Raw genomic sequence first — 18,760 nt, forward strand, 5'->3', positions numbered from 1 at the left:
ACATGAGTTGGTTTGATAAACTATTTGGAGAATCATCAGAGAAAACAGAACATACGCAAGATCAAACACATGAAGACGATGTCTATCGCAGACCACGAGGAAAATTCAGATTCCCACTAAATGTAGAAAATATTAAAACAGCAGAACATCATCGTTCAATTGATAATGATCATAACACACAGTATACAGATGATAAGCATGAATATATTGAACCGGATCAACCTCTCCGTGAACCATATATTGCTCAAAATGAAAGCATTAATACAGAAGAAATTAGAGCATCTTTTTCATCTGATTATATTCCCAGACGTGAAAGAAGAAGAGGTAGAAATGGTGAACAGCAATCATTTCAACCAAGACGCTCTGAATCTCTAAGTAATAATGAAGCTATTGATCGTTATCAACCTAAGACAAGATTAAACGATGCACCAAAGTATACATCTTATCAACCGAAGGATAAACGTAATAGTATTCATAAAGCTAACAATACACAGACATTCAGTGAGAAACAATATAGTGTACATCAACCTAAATTTAAAGCATCTGTAGTACCTTCAGCTATATATGGTACAAAGCCAAGAAAAGATCCGGCATCTTTAAAGCAACCAATTCAGCCGCTACAAGGTAAGAAAACAGTAGAAGCGAGACCTGCAACTCCGACACATCGTAAAGAAGATAATACAGTCAATATTGAGAATGTCTATGCTTCTCAAATTGTTGCTGAAATTAGGCGTGAACGCGAAAAAAAATTACAGCGTAAAAAAGCGTTTGAACAAGAACGTGAACTTAAGAAACTTCAAGAGTTAGAAATATCTTCGATGATGCGTGAAGAAAAAAGTGATGTTGAATATGTTCACGCTGAACCGGAAACAACTGAATTTGACGAACGTGTAACGATTATAGAAGAAGATGTTGTCGTATACGAACCCGTTATCAATCATATTGATTTGACTGAAGACAGTGAAGAAGATATTAGTGAAATAGAAGAAAGCGTTGATGAAACAGAAGCTATCACTATCTCTGAAGGTGAAAGATATACTTATTCTACAAAGACACCATTTAATAGTGCTAATGCTGAGCGATTAACAATTATTGAAGCAGCAGATGAACAAAGTTATGAAGATGAAACTGTTGAAGATGATAAAGAAGAAATTGCTGAGGTGGAAGAAGTAACACTTTTAGAAAACGAAGTTGAAACAATTGAAGAAACATCAACAGAAGATGAATTTTTAGATGAGAATGTGACGTTTGAACCGTTAGAAGACCAACTGATTGAAATCGATGATGATGCTTATGAGATGATTGATGAAGATTCAGATGATGAAGAAGAATCTGAAGAAGTAACTAGTGATACAACAGATGATTATACAGCACATTCAAAATCATTAGAACCGATACTTGAACCAGAATTCAAACAAACGTCAGAGGATGATAACGATGAAGTAGTTTCTGGAGATAGTGAGTATGAAGCAGTTGATGAAAGTTCTTTAGAACCCGTTATTGCGTTAATTGAAACTGAGGAAGATACCGAAGTTTTCGATGAATTAGATGCTACTGAAGAAACAGACATAATTGATGAGTTGGATACTACAAAAGGACATGCATCATTTGAACCTGTTCTTACGCCTGAAAGTACAGAAGAAGTGACTCTACCTGAGTTAACAACTGATGATAGTGATCAATTAGATGAAATAAATGAAGTAGAACAAAGCGTTGTAACAGGTAATATCAATCAACATCTTTCTTCAGGACATTACGTTCAAGTTGAAAATAATGAGATTAAAGCAAATATTCGTGATCATCAGCCACAAGCCGTTATCTCATCAGCACAACAACTTAAAAAGAAAGTGTCACCATTCAATGTCGTTATGACACCAAGTGATAAACGCCGTTTACTGGATAAAAAACGACAAGCTGAAAATCAACTGCAACAGAATATTCAGCAAAACGAAGTTAAAGATAATTTGAACGCTGTTGAACAGACGGACGTTGTTGAAGATGTTACAATCGCAGATGATATTCAGCAGTCATTTGAACAGCAAGGTACGGCAGAGGAAAATATCGTTCAGCAAGATAATAACGCTGTCGAAGAAGTAAATGAAATAGAAGAAGTAGATAAAAATATTGAAACAATCAACAAAGAAAATATATCAACTACTGTAATTGCATCACAACCTCATTCTAACCAGATTGTGAGTAACAACGGTTACCCTGTGAAAAAGGAACCGGCGAAACGTATTGGTCCAAAATATTTGTTACCACCGGTTTCTCTTTTAAATCCTGAAGATAAAGTAGAACGTGATGAAACGTGGGTAGAGGAACATAAAGCACAGCTTGATGATGCTTTCTATCATTTTAATGTTCCGGCAAAAGTTGAAAATGTTGTCGTCGGTCCATCCGTAACACGTTTTGAACTGTCTGTTGAAAAAGGAGTAAAAGTTTCTCGTATCACTAATTTACAAGATGATATTAAGATGGCACTTGCTGCTAAAGATATTCGTATTGAAGCACCGATTCCAGGCACTTCACTTGTAGGTGTAGAAGTACCAAACGTAGAGACACGTAATGTAAATTTAAGCGAAGTATTATTCAGTAAGAAGATGAAATTTGCAGAGAGCAAACTTACAGTAGCACTTGGTGCTCGTATCAATAACGAACCGATGATTATGGATCTTGCTAAGATGCCTCATGGTTTAATTGCTGGTGCTACAGGTTCTGGTAAATCTGTTTGTATCAATTCGATATTAGTTTCTTTATTATATAGAAATAATCCGAATGAGCTTAAATTGTTATTGATCGATCCGAAGATGGTAGAACTTGCGCCATATAATGATTTACCGCATTTAATTGCGCCTGTTATAACAGATGTGAAAGCAGCGACAGAAAGTTTAAAATGGGTCGTTGAAGAGATGGAACGTCGCTACAAAATATTTGCAGATATTCATGTTCGAAATATTACTGCTTATAATCAGAAGGTAAGTTATGTAGAGCGTTTACCGAAGATTGTCATCGTAATCGATGAGTTAGCTGATTTAATGATGATGTCTCCGCAAGATGTTGAGCATGCTATCGCACGTATTGCACAAAAGGCACGTGCTGCTGGTATTCATATGATTCTTGCGACACAACGTCCGTCTGTAAATGTTATAACAGGACTGATTAAAGCAAATGTTCCTACGCGAATTGCCTTTATGGTTTCTTCAGCAGTAGACTCGAGAACGATCATTGATAGTGGCGGAGCCGAAAAGCTTTTAGGAAACGGCGATATGTTGTATCTTGGTAATGGAATGAATAAACCAATTCGAATTCAAGGTAACTTTGTTTCTGATGAAGAAATTGATGCGGTTGTTCAATACGTCAAGACACAAGGTGAACCGAATTATTTATTTCAGGAAAAAGAATTGCTGAAGAAAGTTTCGGAAACACCTAAAGATGAATTATTTAATGAAATTTGTGATTTTATGATTGATGAAGGTCATATTTCAACATCTCAAATTCAACGTAGATTCCAGATTGGTTATAATCGTGCTGCACGCATAATCGATCAGCTGGAAGAAATGGGTTACGTTAGTGGCCAGAACGGCTCTAAACCAAGAGCAGTATTAATAACCGAAAAACAAGCAGAATATTAGGAGATGAGCACATGACTTTATATCATTTCGTTGGTATTAAAGGTTCAGGAATGAGTGCACTAGCACATATCTTATTCGACATGGGTGAACAAGTACAAGGTTCAGATATCGAAAAGGAATTTTTTACTGAGATAGGTTTGCGTGATAAAGGGATTACAATTCTTCCATTCAATGCAGATAATATTAAAGAAGGTATGACTGTAATTGCCGGGAATGCATTTCCCGACGATCACGTAGAGATTGTCCGTGCAAAAGCGTTAGGTTTAGAAGTGATTCGTTATCATAAGTTTTTAGGAGACTTTATGAGTCGTTACATTTCTGTAGCAGTAACTGGCGCTCATGGTAAAACGAGTACAACAGGTCTTTTATCTCATGTGATGAATGGAGATAAAAAAACATCATTTTTAATTGGTGATGGTACAGGTATGGGTATGCCAGGCAGTGAATACTTTGCCTTTGAAGCTTGTGAATATCGTCGTCACTTCTTAAGCTATTCACCTGACTATGCGATTATTACGAACGTAGATTTCGATCATCCCGATTACTTTAAATCTTTAGAAGACGTGTTCAGTGCATTTCAGGAAATGTCTTATAAAGTGAAGAAGGCGATTGTAGCATGTGGAGATGATGAGAATCTTAAAGAATTAAAAGCAGATGTGCCAATCTACTATTATGGATTAGGTGAGCATAATAAAGTCACTGCTAAAAATGTAGAATCTGTTGATAATGGAACAACATTTGATGTCTATATCGACGGTAAGTTTATTGATCATTTCAAAACACCGATGTTTGGTAATCATCAAGTACTCAATGCTTTAGCAGTAATTACAATTTGTTATCTTGAAGATTTAGATATGGCTGCAATTAAAGATGCATTAGCTACATTTGGCGGTGTGAAACGTCGTTTTAGTGAAAAGAAATTTGGTGCACAAATCTTAATTGATGATTATGCGCATCATCCAACTGAAATTAAAGCAACATTAGAATCTGCATCAAAAAAATATCCAAATAAAGAAATTGTAGCAGTTTTCCAACCGCATACATTCTCAAGAACGAGTGCATTTCTACAGGAATTTGCAGATAGTTTAAAAGTAGCTGATAAAACTTATTTATGTGACATATTTGGTTCTGCAAGAGAATCATCTGGAGAACTTACAATTAAGGATCTACAGACATTAATTCCTAATGCTGAACTCATCAGTGAGGAAACTGTATCTCAATTAAAGACACATGAAAATAGTGTAATTATATTTATGGGTGCTGGCGACATCCAAAAAGTTCAGAAATCTTATGAAAATCTTATATAACGTTATATAAAGTATGTTTAAGCTTTATTCAGCAGGGTATTTGACTAAATAACAAGAGTTATAAATAATAGGAGGCGTTTTTATGGAATGGATTTTACCAATCGCAGGATTAATCGCTGCAATTGCATTTTTAGTATTATGTATCTTCTTAGGGTTGACTTTAATGTCAGTTAAGAAGAATTTAGACCATGTTGCTAAAACACTTGACGGTGTTGAAGGACAAATTCAAGGTATTACACGTGAATCAACTGATTTATTACACAAAACAAATCGTTTAGCTGAAGATGTTCAGGTTAAAGCTCAAAAATTAAACACAGTTGTTGATGCAGTAAGTGGTATCGGTTCAACGGTTCAAAACTTAAACAGTTCAGTGGATAATGTGACTTCTTCAATTACTCACAATATCTCACAAAACGAAGACAAAATTTCTCAAGTTGTTCAATGGTCAAACGTAGCGATGGAAGTTGCTGACAAATGGCAAATGAGAAAACAACGTCGTAATTCAGTTAACTTTGCTGAAACAACAACGCCGAATTACGAGAATCATGTTAACCAAAACAATTTTAATGAAACACATACTAAAGGTGATCATTTAGACCAAGATAAAATCAATGCTGGTTTAAAATAATCATTAATTGGGAATGTACATATTGTACATTCCTTTATTTTTTGAATAAAATAAGAATTATTAATCAATTATCAATATATTATCGGAGGCGTTTAAAAATGGCAAATACTTATAATAGAGACTTACATACACATACAGTAAAAGAATATAAAGTTCAAAAAGATACAACAGCACGTGACTTTTCAATCGGTTTAACTGCGGGATTAGTTGTTGGCTCATTTATCGGTTTACTTGTTGCACCGAAAGCAGGTAAAGATTTACAACAGGATTTAAGTCAAAAGTCAGAAAGTTTAAAAGCGAAATCAGTAGATCATTACAATAAACAAATTGAAAATGCACAAGGTTTCAAAGAAAAATCTAATGCATTTGCTGCAAAGTTAACAGAAAAAACAGCAGCATTAAAAGAGAAAGCAGTACAAAAATTAAATAATAGTGATAAAGATAATCATGTAACGTTTAATGAATTAGAGCGTCAAAAACAAGCGATTAAATCTGAAGTAAATGATGATACATTAGCACAACCGATCGCAATTGTAGATAAAGCATTAGATACACCGATTAAAGAAGAAGCTTTAGCAGAACGTGAACAAACAATTAAAACAGCAAAAGATGCTGATAATAAAGCAAGAAACAAATAATATACAAATTTTTTTGGATTATGATAAAATAGTAGGCTGACGGTCTACTATTTTTTAATATATATAAACGAGGTTATAACGATGAATGAATTGAATCATTTACGAGATAGAATAGAAGCAATTAATATTGAAATCTTACAGTTACTGAGCGAACGTGGTGAAATCGCTAAACAAATAGGTGAAGAAAAGCGAAAACAAGGTACTGCAATTTATGATCCTGAACGTGAAAAAGAAATGATTAACATGTTACTGGATAAAAACGATGGACCATTTGATGATAATGTGATCAAGCAGTTGTTTAAAGAAATCTTTAAAGCATCGACAGAATTACAAAAATCAAATAGTGAAAAGCATCTTTTAGTATCACGTAAATTAAAACCAGAAGATACGATTGTTTCTTTTGATAATGGAGCGATTATTGGTGACGGTAAAAAGTCATTTGTATTTGGTCCATGTTCAGTAGAATCTATTGAACAGGTGGATGCAGTTGCGAAAAATTTACATCAAAAAGGTGAGCAATTTATTAGAGGCGGTGCATTTAAACCAAGAACTTCTCCTTATGACTTCCAGGGACTAGGTGTTGAAGGTCTAAAAATATTAGGTGAAATGAAAAAACGCTATGACTTAAATGTTGTAAGTGAAATTGTTAATCCAAACCATTTTGATCTTGCTGATCCATATGTGGATGTATTTCAGATCGGTGCACGTAATATGCAGAATTTCGAATTATTAAAAGAAGCGGGAAAAACAAATAAACCAATTCTTTTAAAACGAGGATTAAGTGCTACAATTGAGGAATTTATCTATGCTGCCGAGTATATTTATGCCAATGGTAATAATAAGATTATACTTTGTGAACGAGGTATTAGAACCTATGAGAAAGCGACACGTAATACACTAGATATATCTGCAGTACCAATTCTTAAACAAGGTACGCATCTGCCTGTATTGGTAGATGTGACGCATTCAACGGGCCGTAAAGATATTATGTTACCAGTTGCACGTGCAGCTTTAGCAGTTGGAGCAGATGGTGTGATGGCAGAAGTACATCCTGATCCGTCTGTTGCATTGAGTGATGCAGGTCAACAGATGGACCTTAACGAATTTGAAACTTTCTATCAGGAAATTACAAAGGCAGCACGAAATTATTAATAATTTGTGAATTTGCTAACTTGAAAAATGAAAAAATTATGAAAACGTGTTAGAATAATAAATAAAACGGTTACAGGAGGATAAAATGACAGTTACAATATATGATGTTGCTCGCGAAGCAAAAGTTTCGATGGCAACTGTCTCTCGTGTGGTGAATGGCAATCCAAACGTGAAACCAGCGACAAGAGATAGAGTCAATGAAGTAATTAAAAGATTAAACTATAGACCGAATGCAGTAGCACGTGGTCTGGCAAGTAAGAAAACAACAACAGTTGGTGTTATCATTCCTGATATTTCAAATGTTTATTATTCTGAATTAGCACGTGGATTAGAAGATATTGCAACGATGTATAAATATCAGACAATCATTTCAAACTCAGATAATGATGCACAAAAAGAACAGGAAATCTTCAACAATTTATTATCTAAACAAGTTGATGGTATTATTTTCTTAGGCGGTACTTTATCTAAAGAAACGACAAATATTATTAAGACGTCTTCAGTTCCAGTCGTGGTATCAGGAACACATGACCTTGATGCAAGTTTACCGGCAGTAAATATAGATTATGTTAATGCAAGTAAGGAAATTACCGAGAAGTTCGTTCAAGAGGGTGTGAAGAAGTTTGCTTTCGTTGGCGGAGGTTACTCTGAAAAAGCGCAAATTGATATATTAGAAGGTATGAAATCAGTACTTTCAGCTAATAATATTGAACTTGATGAATCATCTATTTACATCGGACAAGAACAATATTTAGATGGCGAGAAAGCATACGAAGCAATTAAATCACAAAACCCTGAAGTGATTATGTGTATCAGTGATGAACAGGCAATCGGCATTGTTCATGCAGCTCAAGATGATGGGAAAGATATACCAAATGAATTACAGGTGATTAGTTTCAATAACACACGTCTTGTTAAGATGGTTCGTCCAAAATTATCAAGTGTGATGCAACCACTTTATGATATCGGTGCTGTCGGTATGCGATTACTTACTAAATATATGAATGATGAACAAATTGAAGAATCAAAGGTAACATTACCATACAGTATCGTCTATAGAGGTACTACGAAATAAAAATAAGCGATTAAACTGAATCAGTTTAATCGCTTATTTTTTATAAATAATATGATATTTATTTTGTTTATTTAATAATGCATTAAAATTCTCTGAAGTGTCTGTTGATTTTTTTCTTCGATATCCAACCTTCTAGGGATTGCCTCGTAATTTTTCAGATCCTCATTCCATGTATGTGGCATCTTTATCTTTGATTTCTGCTGCCATTTATCAATCCAGGACTTCGGAATCTCTCCTGTTAAAGGAGGGTTGCCCAACATCGCATTATAAACTTGTGCCCAGGCAAGTGGTGCGACCTGAAAGATATTGTATCCACCACCTCCGATTGCAATCCACTTGCTGTCTGTATACTGTGCAGCACACTGATGGACGATTTGAGGAATTGTCTGAAATGTGCGATGTGTGACAGATAAGTGAGTCAATGGATCAAGGTAATGTGCATCTGCACCATTTTGACTCAGTATAATATCAGGTTTAAAGAATTCACATGCTTTGATCAGACTTTCTCGGAAGACGTGAAGAAAAGAGTCGTCTTCAGTGTATGCATCTACAGGTAAGTTCATGCTATATAGATAACCGTTACCGTCTCCTTTTTCATGGATTGTTCCTGTACCCGGAAACAAATATCTTCCTGTCTCATGGATTGAATATGTGAAGACATCGTTATCATTATAAAATGAAAACTGAACCCCATCTCCATGATGGGCATCTGTATCGATATAAAGCACGCGTTTATTATATTTTTTTCTCATATATTCAATCGCAACAGTGGAATCATTGTAGATACAAAATCCGGAAGCTCTACCTCGGAATCCATGGTGTAATCCACCACCAAAGTTGCAAGCTGTTTTTGTCTGTCCAGTCATGACAGCATCTACAGCTGTTAGCGTTGCACCTACGAGTGTTGCACATTTTTCATGCATGCTTTCAAAGTTTGGTGTATCATTTGAATTCAGACCAAACTTTTCACAATCTGCTGCGCTTAAAGTATTCTGACCAGCATCTTTTACGGCCTGAATATACTCTGGTTGATGGCCAAGTAATAATTCATCGTCTGTTGCAATACGAGGAGTGATAATTTTATCTTGAGGCAGTAACTGTAAAGCTTCCAGCAATGTTTTTGTTAATAGTAATCGCATCTGATTGAAAGGGTGATCGTTACTGAAACGGTAAGCGAGTAATGCATCATCATATACAAATAACGTCATAGGCTGTTTTCCATTGGATTGTATACTTGGAATCCTTTTGCTTCGAGTTCATCAATGATTGTTTGAGGATGCATCGACATCATGCGTACGCTAACGATTTTCTTACCTGGATTTTTTTTATCACGAAAAACGAGCACACTTTCTATTCCAGTCTTAAATCTATGGAAGACTTCAGTCACTTCGTGAAGATTGCCCGGTATATCCGGTATTTGAATTTGAATTGTTGTTCCTGGTGTTACAACGCCTGTCAGTTCGATAAAAGTATTCAGCATGTCTTTTGCAGTAACAATACCAACAACTTTGCCTCGTTTCACGACAGGGATACTACCGATATTTTCATTGTAGAAGTCTAGCGCAATTTCTTCTACAAAATCGAGTGGATGACATGTAATAACGTTCTTCACCATAATCTTTGTTATCGGTACATTTAAATCCAGAACAAGACGGTCTTGTAAGTTTGACGGCAATGCCTGTTTAATATCTCGGTCGCTAATAATGCCGAGCAGTCTATTTTCATCATCAACAATTGGGACATGATGGATATTTTTTTCATGCATTAAAGTGATGATTTCTTCTATTGTGCCCTCTGCATTGAATGTAATACAAGGACTTGTCATGATTCGTTCAACTAACATAGCATCCTCCTATAAGAAAAATCTATTTTGAAACCTTAAATTATCAAATGCCTGAATCTGTTCATTATTAATACGCTTGCCGATTCTTGCCATGAGTGAATTGGCAGGATGACTCGTAATTTCCGGGTCGTTGGTTGAAAATACTTTCATACCACAGCTGCCCATCATTTTTTGCATAATCTCTTTGTATTGAAACACATCAAGACCGCTATTCTTTAAATCCCAGTGCCAGTAATATTCTGTCGTAATAACGATAAAATCTTCCATCGCATCATCCATCATAGCAACTCTCAGCATTTCACTTCCTAATCCTAAAGCACGGTAATCTTTACTAATTTCAATTGCACCAAGTTCTAAAATAAATTCAAGGTTACCATTGGACCACCGTTCCATCGGATCTGGATATAAGTAGGTGGTATACCCAATGATGTTAATACCGTCGCGACAAATAATGATACGTCCTTCTTCGAGATCAGCAATTTCTATGATTGCTTCAAATTGTTCATCCGGTCGTCGAAAAGCTACGAGTCCTTTATCGAAGGTATATTTTTGAAGTGTATGACCATCAACGGGGCCTTCTATAATTAATTCGCGGTCATTAAATGTATACGTCGATTTGTGATAGGTTTTTATATGTTTCATGCATCCTCCTTGTAGTGTTAATGAAATATATTATTAAATGCATAAAAATTTTCATATTTTTTGAATTATCAGTTAATTTTATTATATAATAAAAATGGAAATATTGAAAACGTTTACAAGGGGGATTTATTGTGAAGACAGAAATTTTTAAGGCAACAGCAGGTAATCATAATTTAAAGGATTATGAGAAAACGTATGAGAACTTTGACTGGAAAGAGATTGAGAAGTATTTCTCATGGTCTGAAACAGGAAAAGTAAATATGGCATATGAATGTATCGATAAACATGTCGAAGATGGATATGGAGATAAAGTTGCATTACTTTATAAAGATGCGAGCAGAAATGAAAGTTATACATTTAAGGAAATGATGGAGAATTCTAATAAAGCTGCGAATGTATTGGTGAAAGAAGCAGGCGTGAAAAAAGGGGATCGCGTCTTTATCTTTATGCCACGTTCACCTGAACTTTATTTTGCATTACTAGGTACACTTAAGATTGGAGCTATCGTTGGTCCTTTATTTGAAGCGTTTATGGAGAAAGCAGTAAAAGACCGTCTGGAAAATAGTGAAGCAAGTGTCATCATTACGACAAATAGCTTACTTGGACGTATTCCACAAAGTGAATTACCGCATTTACAACATATCGTCGTAATCGATGATAATGTCGAAGATAAATACATAGATTTTAAAAATCATTTTAAAGATGCATCAACAGAATTTGATGTGGAATGGTTAACGCGTGATGACGGATTAATTCTGCATTATACGTCTGGCTCAACTGGACAACCTAAAGGTGTATTACATGTACAAAATGCAATGATTCAGCATTATATCTCAGGACATTACGTATTAGACTTAAAAGAAGATGATGTATATTGGTGTACAGCAGATCCAGGCTGGGTAACAGGAACAAGTTACGGCATATTCGCACCATGGTTAAACCGTGCAACAAATGTCATCGCTGGGGGACGTTTCTCACCAGAAGGATGGTATGGTATTCTGGAGCAGTTTAAAGTGACTGTCTGGTATTCAGCACCAACAGCTTTCCGTATGTTGATGGGTGCAGGTGATGAGCTTGTTGAAAAGTATGATCTATCACATTTAAGACATATATTATCAGTTGGTGAACCATTAAACCCTGAAGTCGTAAAATGGGGAGATAAAGTATTTAATCTTCGTATTCATGATACTTGGTGGATGACTGAAACGGGTGCACATATGATTGTGAATATACCAGATATGGATATTAAATCCGGCTCTATGGGTAAACCATTGCCAGGTGTTCAGGCAGCTATCGTAGATGATTTAGGTAATGAGTTACCACCAAACAGAATGGGGAATTTAGCGATGAAAGCTGGTTGGCCATCGATGATGAAGACCATCTGGAATAATGAACCAAAGTATCAATCTTACTTCTTACCGGGTGATTGGTATATTTCAGGTGATAGTGCTTATATGGATGAAGATGGATATTTCTGGTTCCAAGGTCGCGTCGATGATGTAATTATGACCGCAGGAGAACGTGTTGGACCTTTTGAAGTTGAATCAAAGCTTGTTGAGCATCCTGCCGTTCAAGAAGCAGGGGTCATCGGTAAGCCGGATCCAGTTCGCGGTGAAATCATTAAAGCATTTATTGCTTTACGTGATGGTTATAAAGAAAGTGATGAGCTAAAAGAAGAAATCAGAGTGTTTGTAAAAGAAGGTCTTGCAGCACATGCAGCACCGCGAGAAATAGAATTTAAAGATAAATTACCAAAGACACGCTCAGGTAAAATTATGCGACGTGTACTTAAAGCATGGGAACTAGACTTACCAACTGGTGATTTATCAACGATGGAAGATTAAATGTAAATTTTACTTAAAATTTCTATGAAATTAGTCGACATCTTGAAAGCGTTATCTTATTATGGAATAGTAAAGACACTTTTAAGATTAGGAGAATGTGAAAATGACTAAATATTTATCAGATTTAGAAATCGCTAACCAAGCGACAGTTCGACCTATTTTGGAAATTGCAGAAGAAGCGGGAATCCCTGCTGATGCAGTTGAGCCTTATGGCCACTTTAAAGCAAAGATTGATACTTCTAAAGTGACAACAAACAAAGAAGGTAAAATTGTCCTTGTTACTGCGATGAGCCCAACACCAGCTGGTGAAGGTAAATCAACAGTAACTGTTGGTATCTCAGATGCATTTAAAGAGTTAGGTAAAAGTGTTATGGTTGCTTTACGTGAACCAAGTTTAGGACCTGTATTCGGTATGAAAGGTGGCGCTACAGGTGGTGGTCGTGCACAAGTATTACCGATGGAAGAAATCAACTTACATTTCAATGGCGACTTACATGCCATCACGACTGCAAATAATGCGTTAGCTGCATTCATCGACAACCATATTTATCAAGGTAATCAATTAAACATTGATCCGCGTCGTGTTGAGTGGAAACGTGTTATTGATATGAACGATCGTACATTACGTCAAGTCGTTGTTGGTCTTGGTGGACCTTTCAAAGGTGTACCACGTGAAGATGGTTTCGATATTACTGTTGCTTCTGAAATCATGGCAGTATTCTGTTTATCAAATAACATCACTGACTTAAAAGAAAACTTAGGTAAGATGACAATTGGTTATACGTATGATCGTAAACCAGTTACAGTTAAAGATTTAGGTGTAGAAGGCGCGTTAACTTTAATCCTTAAGGATGCATTAAAACCAAACTTAGTGCAAACGATTGAAGGCACACCAGCCTTAATCCACGGAGGACCATTTGCAAATATTGCACACGGTTGTAACTCAATTATCGCAACGAAGACTGCACGTAAATTAGCTGATATCGTTGTTACTGAATCAGGATTTGGTTCTGACTTAGGTGCTGAGAAATTCATGGACATTAAAGCACGAAAAGCAGATATTAAACCAGATGCAATCGTTGTTGTAGCTACTATTCGTGCATTAAAAATGCATGGTGGCGTTGCTAAAACAGAACTTTCAAATGAAAATGTTGAATCATTAAAATCAGGTATCCAAAACTTAGAAAAGCATATTGAGAATTTAAGATTATTTGGTGTTGAGCCGGTTATTGCTTTAAACAACTTTGTTACTGACACTGATGCTGAACGTGAATTCGTTCAAAATTGGGCAAAAGAACAAGGTGTTAAATTAGCATTAACGGAAGTTTGGGAACATGGTGGAAAAGGCGGCGTTGAGCTAGCTAAATTAGTACTTGAAGTATTAGAAACACCACAAGATTTCAAACATTTATATGATTTATCTATGCCAGTTGAAGAGAAAATCCGTACAATCGTTCAAAAAATTTACGGTGCAGATGATGTAGTTTTTGCAGAGAAAGCTAGAAAGCAACTTAAAACAATTGCTGATAATGGATGGAATGAATATCCAGTATGTATGGCGAAGACGCAATACTCATTCTCAGATGATCCTAAAAAATTAGGTCGTCCAACAGGATTTAATGTAACAATTCGCGAATTAATTCCTAAAACAGGTGCAGGATTTATCGTAGCATTAACAGGAGACATCATGACAATGCCTGGTCTTCCAAAAGAACCAGCAGCGTTAAAAATGGATGTTGACGCAGATGGCAATGCAGTAGGGTTATTCTAATTCATATAAAAAACTCACTAAAATTATTTTTAGTGAGTTTTTTTTAATAGAGCCTCCACGAAATGAATCGTGGAGGCTTGATTTATTGTGCAGTTTGATTATCTTTCTTCTTATCATTCGTTGGTTTTGCATTTTGATTTGCTTTTGATAAAGTATCTGCTGCACTTTGTTTGGATGAGATTTTCTTTTTTGTTTCAGGATCTAGTTTCTCACCTAAACGAGATAATACTTTATAGTCATCTAATATCTTTTGTGATGTATCTGTCTTACTCCACACTAAGCTTTGCTTCACAGGTTCACCACCATCGCAAGATCCTTTTTGAGACATTGTATATTGACACATTTCAATCGTTTTAACACCATCAGGCTGATTAAATCTTTCACCTACGCCCATCTGTAGCTGATCCTGAGTAGTAATTTGATTAATAATATCACGCCATAATCTTAACTGGTAATGATTTTCCTCATCGAATGAAGTAGGGACGTCATATCCCATCCAGATGCCCATCGTTACTTTTGGATTATAGCCGATAAATAAACTATCTTTACCTTCTTGCGCTGTACCTGTTTTTCCTGCCCAATCCTGGTTATACATAAATGTTCCTTTTAACTGATAACCACTACCTGTATCTAATACACCACGTAGAATGTCTGTAGTAATATATGCAGTTTCTGGACTATAAACACGTACTGGACGCGCTTTATGCTGATAGATGACTTTCCCGTCACGCGTTTTAATTGACTCAATCATATAGCTTTCCTGATAATTCCCTTTATTTGCTAAAGTAGAAAATCCATCGACATTATTTTCTAACGTAATATCTGTTGCACCGAGCGCTAATGATAAGTTCTCTTGTTCTGACTTCGGTATGTTAAAGTTCATCTTCTGTAATAATTCCCAAGGCTTTCTATCCTGAATGCCAGAGTATAAGCGTAATGTACTTAAGTTAAGTGAATTCTCTAGAGCATAACGCGTTGTTACAACGTTGTATTCCATTCTTGCATAGTTCTCAGGCGAGTAACCATTAAAATTAAATCGTTTATCAAGTAATGCTGCTTCTGGTGCAGTGACACCATATTCAATTGCTGGAGCATATGTTAATAATGGTTTGATTGTTGAACCTGGAGAACGTTTCGTTTTAGTCGCATGGTTATTTTGAGAATCATCATGATTACGTCCACCGATGAATGACAGAATTTTACCAGAGTCATTTTCTTTTAATAGAACACCGACTTCCATATTGATTGGTTTTGTTTTGCCGTTAACATTTGCATTTCTGGCATAAGAATAGTAATTTGGATTATCTTTAATCTGATCCATTGTATCAAAAATTTTCTTATGAATTGTCGTATCAATGATGTAACCATTATTTCGAATAGCACGATTTGCGATACCGACATATTTATCTTCTAATACTGGTGTTTCATCTAATTCCTGGCGAGAAATATTATCTTTTTCAGCGAATATATATTTTAGAATATCAATTGCACGTGATTCAACTTCCTGAGTTAAGAATGGATACTTTTCGTTAGGTACTTCGAAATCTTTCGTAAATGATTTTTTTAGATTAAATTTTTTAGCCTGCTCATATTGCGCTTTCGTAATTTTTTTCTCTTGATACATACGCATTAGCACGTATTGTTGACGTTCAAAACCGAACTTTAAGTCTTTATCTTTCTTAATCTTTCCTGTTTGTAAGAACGGTGTGTATGTATAAGGATTTTGAGGCATTCCTGCAATATAAGCTGCTTGAGCGATATTTAATTTATTTGCATCAACACTGAATATACCTTGTGCTGCAGCTTGAACACCAGCAATATTTTGACCATTTGTATTGCGACCAAAGCTCACAACATTTAAATAAGCTTCAATAATTTCTTTCTTAGAGAGTGATTTCTCAACTTTAAATGAAAGCATCATTTCTTTTGCTTTACGTTTAAATGAAGTTTCATTTGTTAACAGCTGGTTCTTAATGAGTTGTTGTGTTAGTGTACTACCACCACTTGTTACTCCCATATTTAAAAACTCCTGAGCTGTTGCACGGATAAAAGCTTTTGGTACGATACCATTATGTTTATAGAAATTTTCGTCTTCTGTAGCAATTAATGCATCGACGACATGGGGACTCATTTTATTATACTTAATGACTTCACGTTGAACATCAGCATTAAGTGTACCGAGTGACTCACCAGTACCGAAATAAACGGTAGTACTCTGTGTCATTTCGTATAATGATTTTTTCAGCGCAGTATTATTTTTTACGGGTTCATCTTTAACAAGCGCTAAAAAATAACCTGTGCCGAGTCCTAATAGTAAAGTACCGACGAGTAATCCCGTTACTAACAGGAATAGAAAGGTACGTGTAAGCGTTTCGTAAATACCGTGAAACCATACGTAAGGTGTAAATTCTATAGACTTAAAAGTTGATTTTATATTATCTTTCGTTTGTTTAGGTTTGAATATTTGACGTTGTTTTTTCGGCATACAAATTTCCTCCTGAATATTTTTTTAGTATATCATAATTTCAGGGACTTGACGTTATAGAATCTATTGTTTACACTAGTATCATAATTTAAATTGAACTGAATATAAAGGTTTTTAGGACAAGTAGTATGACACATTGAATGAAGAGACTTAGTGGTTGGTGCAAACTAAGCAATGAACATATGAATACACCTATACTTTCGACCTTAAGGATAATGACCTTTTTCATTAATAAGTGATGATTTTATCATAAGTATGGTGGTACCGTGCATGAGCACCCTTACATTTTTTGTAGGGGTGTTTTTTTATTTTATTATTAATCATTTATAGATTTTAAAGTCTCATCCACATCAGCAATTTAAACAATAAAATTTAGAGGAGGAACAAAGATGGCAAATGCATTATTAGAAGATTTAAGATGGAGAGGTCTCATCTATCAAGAAACGCACCCAGAAGAAATTGAAGCATTACTGAATAAGGAGAGTGTCAGTGTATATTGTGGAACTGATCCAACAGCAGACAGCTTGCATATTGGTCACTTGTTACCCTTTATGACATTAAAACGATTCCAGCAACACGGTCATCGTCCTGTTGTATTAATCGGTGGCGCTACAGGAATGATCGGGGATCCATCAGGTCGTACAGATGAACGTACGTTACAGACATTAGATCAAGTTCAACGCAACGTAGATGGAATTTCTGCACAAATGGAACAATTATTTGATTTCGGCGGTGATACGGGTGCGATGCGTGTTGATAATAAAGACTGGTTAGGTCAAATTGATCTATTAACATTCTTACGTGACTACGGGAAACACGTTGGTGTAAATTACTTATTAAGCAAGGATAGTATTGCATCACGTTTAGAGACAGGTATTTCATTTACGGAGTTCACTTATACAATATTACAGGCGATTGACTTCGGTCATTTAAACAAAGCACACAATGTTAAACTTCAAATTGGTGGTAGTGACCAGTGGGGGAACATTACGAGTGGTTTAGAATTAATGCGTCGTATGTACGGTGAAGTAGAAGCATTTGGTATGACAGTACCATTAGTTGTGAAGTCAGACGGCAAGAAATTCGGTAAATCTGAAGGTGGCGCTGTCTGGTTAGATCGTACGAAGACAAGCCCGTACGAGTTCTACCAGTTCTGGATTAACACCCCGGATAGCGATGTAATTAAATTCTTAAAATACTTTACATTCTTAAGTAAAGAAGAAATTGATGCGTTAGAAAAGTCAGTTGAGACAGAACCACATTTACGTTTAGCTCAGAAAAAATTGGCTGAAGAAGTTACAAAATATGTACATGACGAAGCAGCTTTAGAAGAAGCGATCAATATCACTCAGGCTTTATTTAAAGGTGATTTAAAAGCCTTAACAGCAGATCAGTTACGTACGAGCTTTAAAGATGTACCGCAGAAAGCTGTAGAAAATACGAATCTGGTTGAAGTATTAATTGAAGCGGGTATTGCGCCAAGTAAACGTCAGGCACGTGAAGATATTACGAACGGTGCAATTTCATTGAACGGTGAAAAAGTTACAGATACGAGTCATGAGATTACTTCAGTAGATAAAATTGAAGATGAATTTACAATAATTCGCCGTGGTAAGAAAAAATACTTTATGATCACATATAAATAAATGATTCAATATTTAGAGGTGGAGCCTGTTGCTTCATCTCTTTAATATTTCTTTACTGAAAGCGTTTAGAAGGCAATTTAGAGGGTAAAAATAAATA

General features: G+C 35.6%; 13 protein-coding genes. 9 read left to right on the forward strand and 4 right to left on the reverse strand.

Going from position 1 to position 18,760, the window contains the following annotated elements:
- Positions 1–2: 2 nt before the first annotated feature.
- The 6 genes from BFS35_RS00450 to ccpA all read left to right on the forward strand — a co-directional run bounded on the left by BFS35_RS00450 (position 3) and on the right by ccpA (position 8,432).
- Complete coding sequence (locus BFS35_RS00450) at positions 3–3,632, forward strand: DNA translocase FtsK (RefSeq protein WP_099579827.1); 3,630 nt, start codon at positions 3–5, stop codon at positions 3,630–3,632.
- 11 nt (positions 3,633–3,643) lie between these two features.
- The gene (gene murC / locus BFS35_RS00455; protein ID WP_099579829.1) at positions 3,644–4,939 is read left to right on the forward strand and encodes a UDP-N-acetylmuramate--L-alanine ligase; all 1,296 of its coding nucleotides are present in this window, start codon (positions 3,644–3,646) and stop codon (positions 4,937–4,939) included.
- Between the two features lie 82 nt (positions 4,940–5,021).
- Positions 5,022–5,567 (forward strand): DUF948 domain-containing protein, encoded by a 546-nt coding sequence (locus BFS35_RS00460; RefSeq protein ID WP_099579831.1) that lies wholly within the window; start codon positions 5,022–5,024, stop codon positions 5,565–5,567.
- 98 nt (positions 5,568–5,665) lie between these two features.
- Complete coding sequence (locus BFS35_RS00465) at positions 5,666–6,205, forward strand: YtxH domain-containing protein (RefSeq protein ID WP_099579833.1); 540 nt, start codon at positions 5,666–5,668, stop codon at positions 6,203–6,205.
- Between the two features lie 81 nt (positions 6,206–6,286).
- Entirely contained in the window at positions 6,287–7,357 is a 1,071-nt protein-coding gene (locus BFS35_RS00470; RefSeq protein WP_099579835.1) for a bifunctional 3-deoxy-7-phosphoheptulonate synthase/chorismate mutase, read from the forward strand.
- 85 nt (positions 7,358–7,442) lie between these two features.
- Positions 7,443–8,432, forward strand: a complete 990-nt coding sequence (gene ccpA / locus BFS35_RS00475; RefSeq protein WP_099579837.1) for a catabolite control protein A — start codon at positions 7,443–7,445, stop codon at positions 8,430–8,432.
- A 71-nt stretch (positions 8,433–8,503) separates the two neighbouring features.
- Here ccpA and BFS35_RS00480 read toward each other — a convergent pair whose 3' ends face one another.
- From BFS35_RS00480 to BFS35_RS00490, 3 genes are read right to left on the reverse strand one after another with little or no spacing between them, the layout of a single operon-like run.
- On the reverse strand, positions 8,504–9,640 hold the full coding sequence (locus BFS35_RS00480) for an acetoin utilization protein AcuC (RefSeq protein WP_099579838.1): 1,137 nt from the start codon (positions 9,638–9,640) through the stop codon (positions 8,504–8,506).
- Complete coding sequence (locus BFS35_RS00485; protein ID WP_099579840.1) at positions 9,637–10,275, reverse strand: CBS and ACT domain-containing protein; 639 nt, start codon at positions 10,273–10,275, stop codon at positions 9,637–9,639. The genes BFS35_RS00480 and BFS35_RS00485 overlap by 4 nt, the downstream gene beginning before the upstream one ends.
- Before the next feature lie 9 nt (positions 10,276–10,284).
- Positions 10,285–10,917 carry a GNAT family N-acetyltransferase gene (locus BFS35_RS00490; RefSeq protein WP_099579842.1) on the reverse strand — a complete coding sequence of 211 codons (633 nt, stop codon included), beginning with the start codon at positions 10,915–10,917 and terminating at the stop codon, positions 10,285–10,287.
- 131 nt (positions 10,918–11,048) lie between these two features.
- On the opposite strand from BFS35_RS00490, the gene acsA reads away from it, so the two are divergent.
- Together acsA and BFS35_RS00500 are read left to right on the forward strand one after the other, a co-directional pair.
- A complete protein-coding gene (gene acsA, locus BFS35_RS00495) occupies positions 11,049–12,761 on the forward strand; it encodes an acetate--CoA ligase (protein ID WP_099579844.1) in 1,713 nt (570 codons plus the stop codon).
- Between the two features lie 103 nt (positions 12,762–12,864).
- Positions 12,865–14,532: a formate--tetrahydrofolate ligase gene (locus tag BFS35_RS00500; protein ID WP_099579846.1), complete on the forward strand. Its 1,668-nt coding sequence runs from the start codon at positions 12,865–12,867 to the stop codon at positions 14,530–14,532.
- Between the two features lie 82 nt (positions 14,533–14,614).
- Here BFS35_RS00500 and BFS35_RS00505 read toward each other — a convergent pair whose 3' ends face one another.
- The gene (locus BFS35_RS00505; RefSeq protein ID WP_099579848.1) at positions 14,615–17,017 is read right to left on the reverse strand and encodes a transglycosylase domain-containing protein; all 2,403 of its coding nucleotides are present in this window, start codon (positions 17,015–17,017) and stop codon (positions 14,615–14,617) included.
- Positions 17,018–17,406: 389 nt separating this feature from the next.
- Between BFS35_RS00505 and tyrS the strand changes: the two genes are divergently transcribed.
- On the forward strand, positions 17,407–18,663 hold the full coding sequence (tyrS, locus tag BFS35_RS00510; RefSeq protein WP_099579850.1) for a tyrosine--tRNA ligase: 1,257 nt from the start codon (positions 17,407–17,409) through the stop codon (positions 18,661–18,663).
- The last annotated feature ends 97 nt before the right edge of the window (positions 18,664–18,760 follow it).

Origin of the sequence: Macrococcoides goetzii (assembly GCF_002742385.2) — a bacterium.
In the GTDB taxonomy this organism is placed as follows: domain Bacteria; phylum Bacillota; class Bacilli; order Staphylococcales; family Staphylococcaceae; genus Macrococcoides; species Macrococcoides goetzii.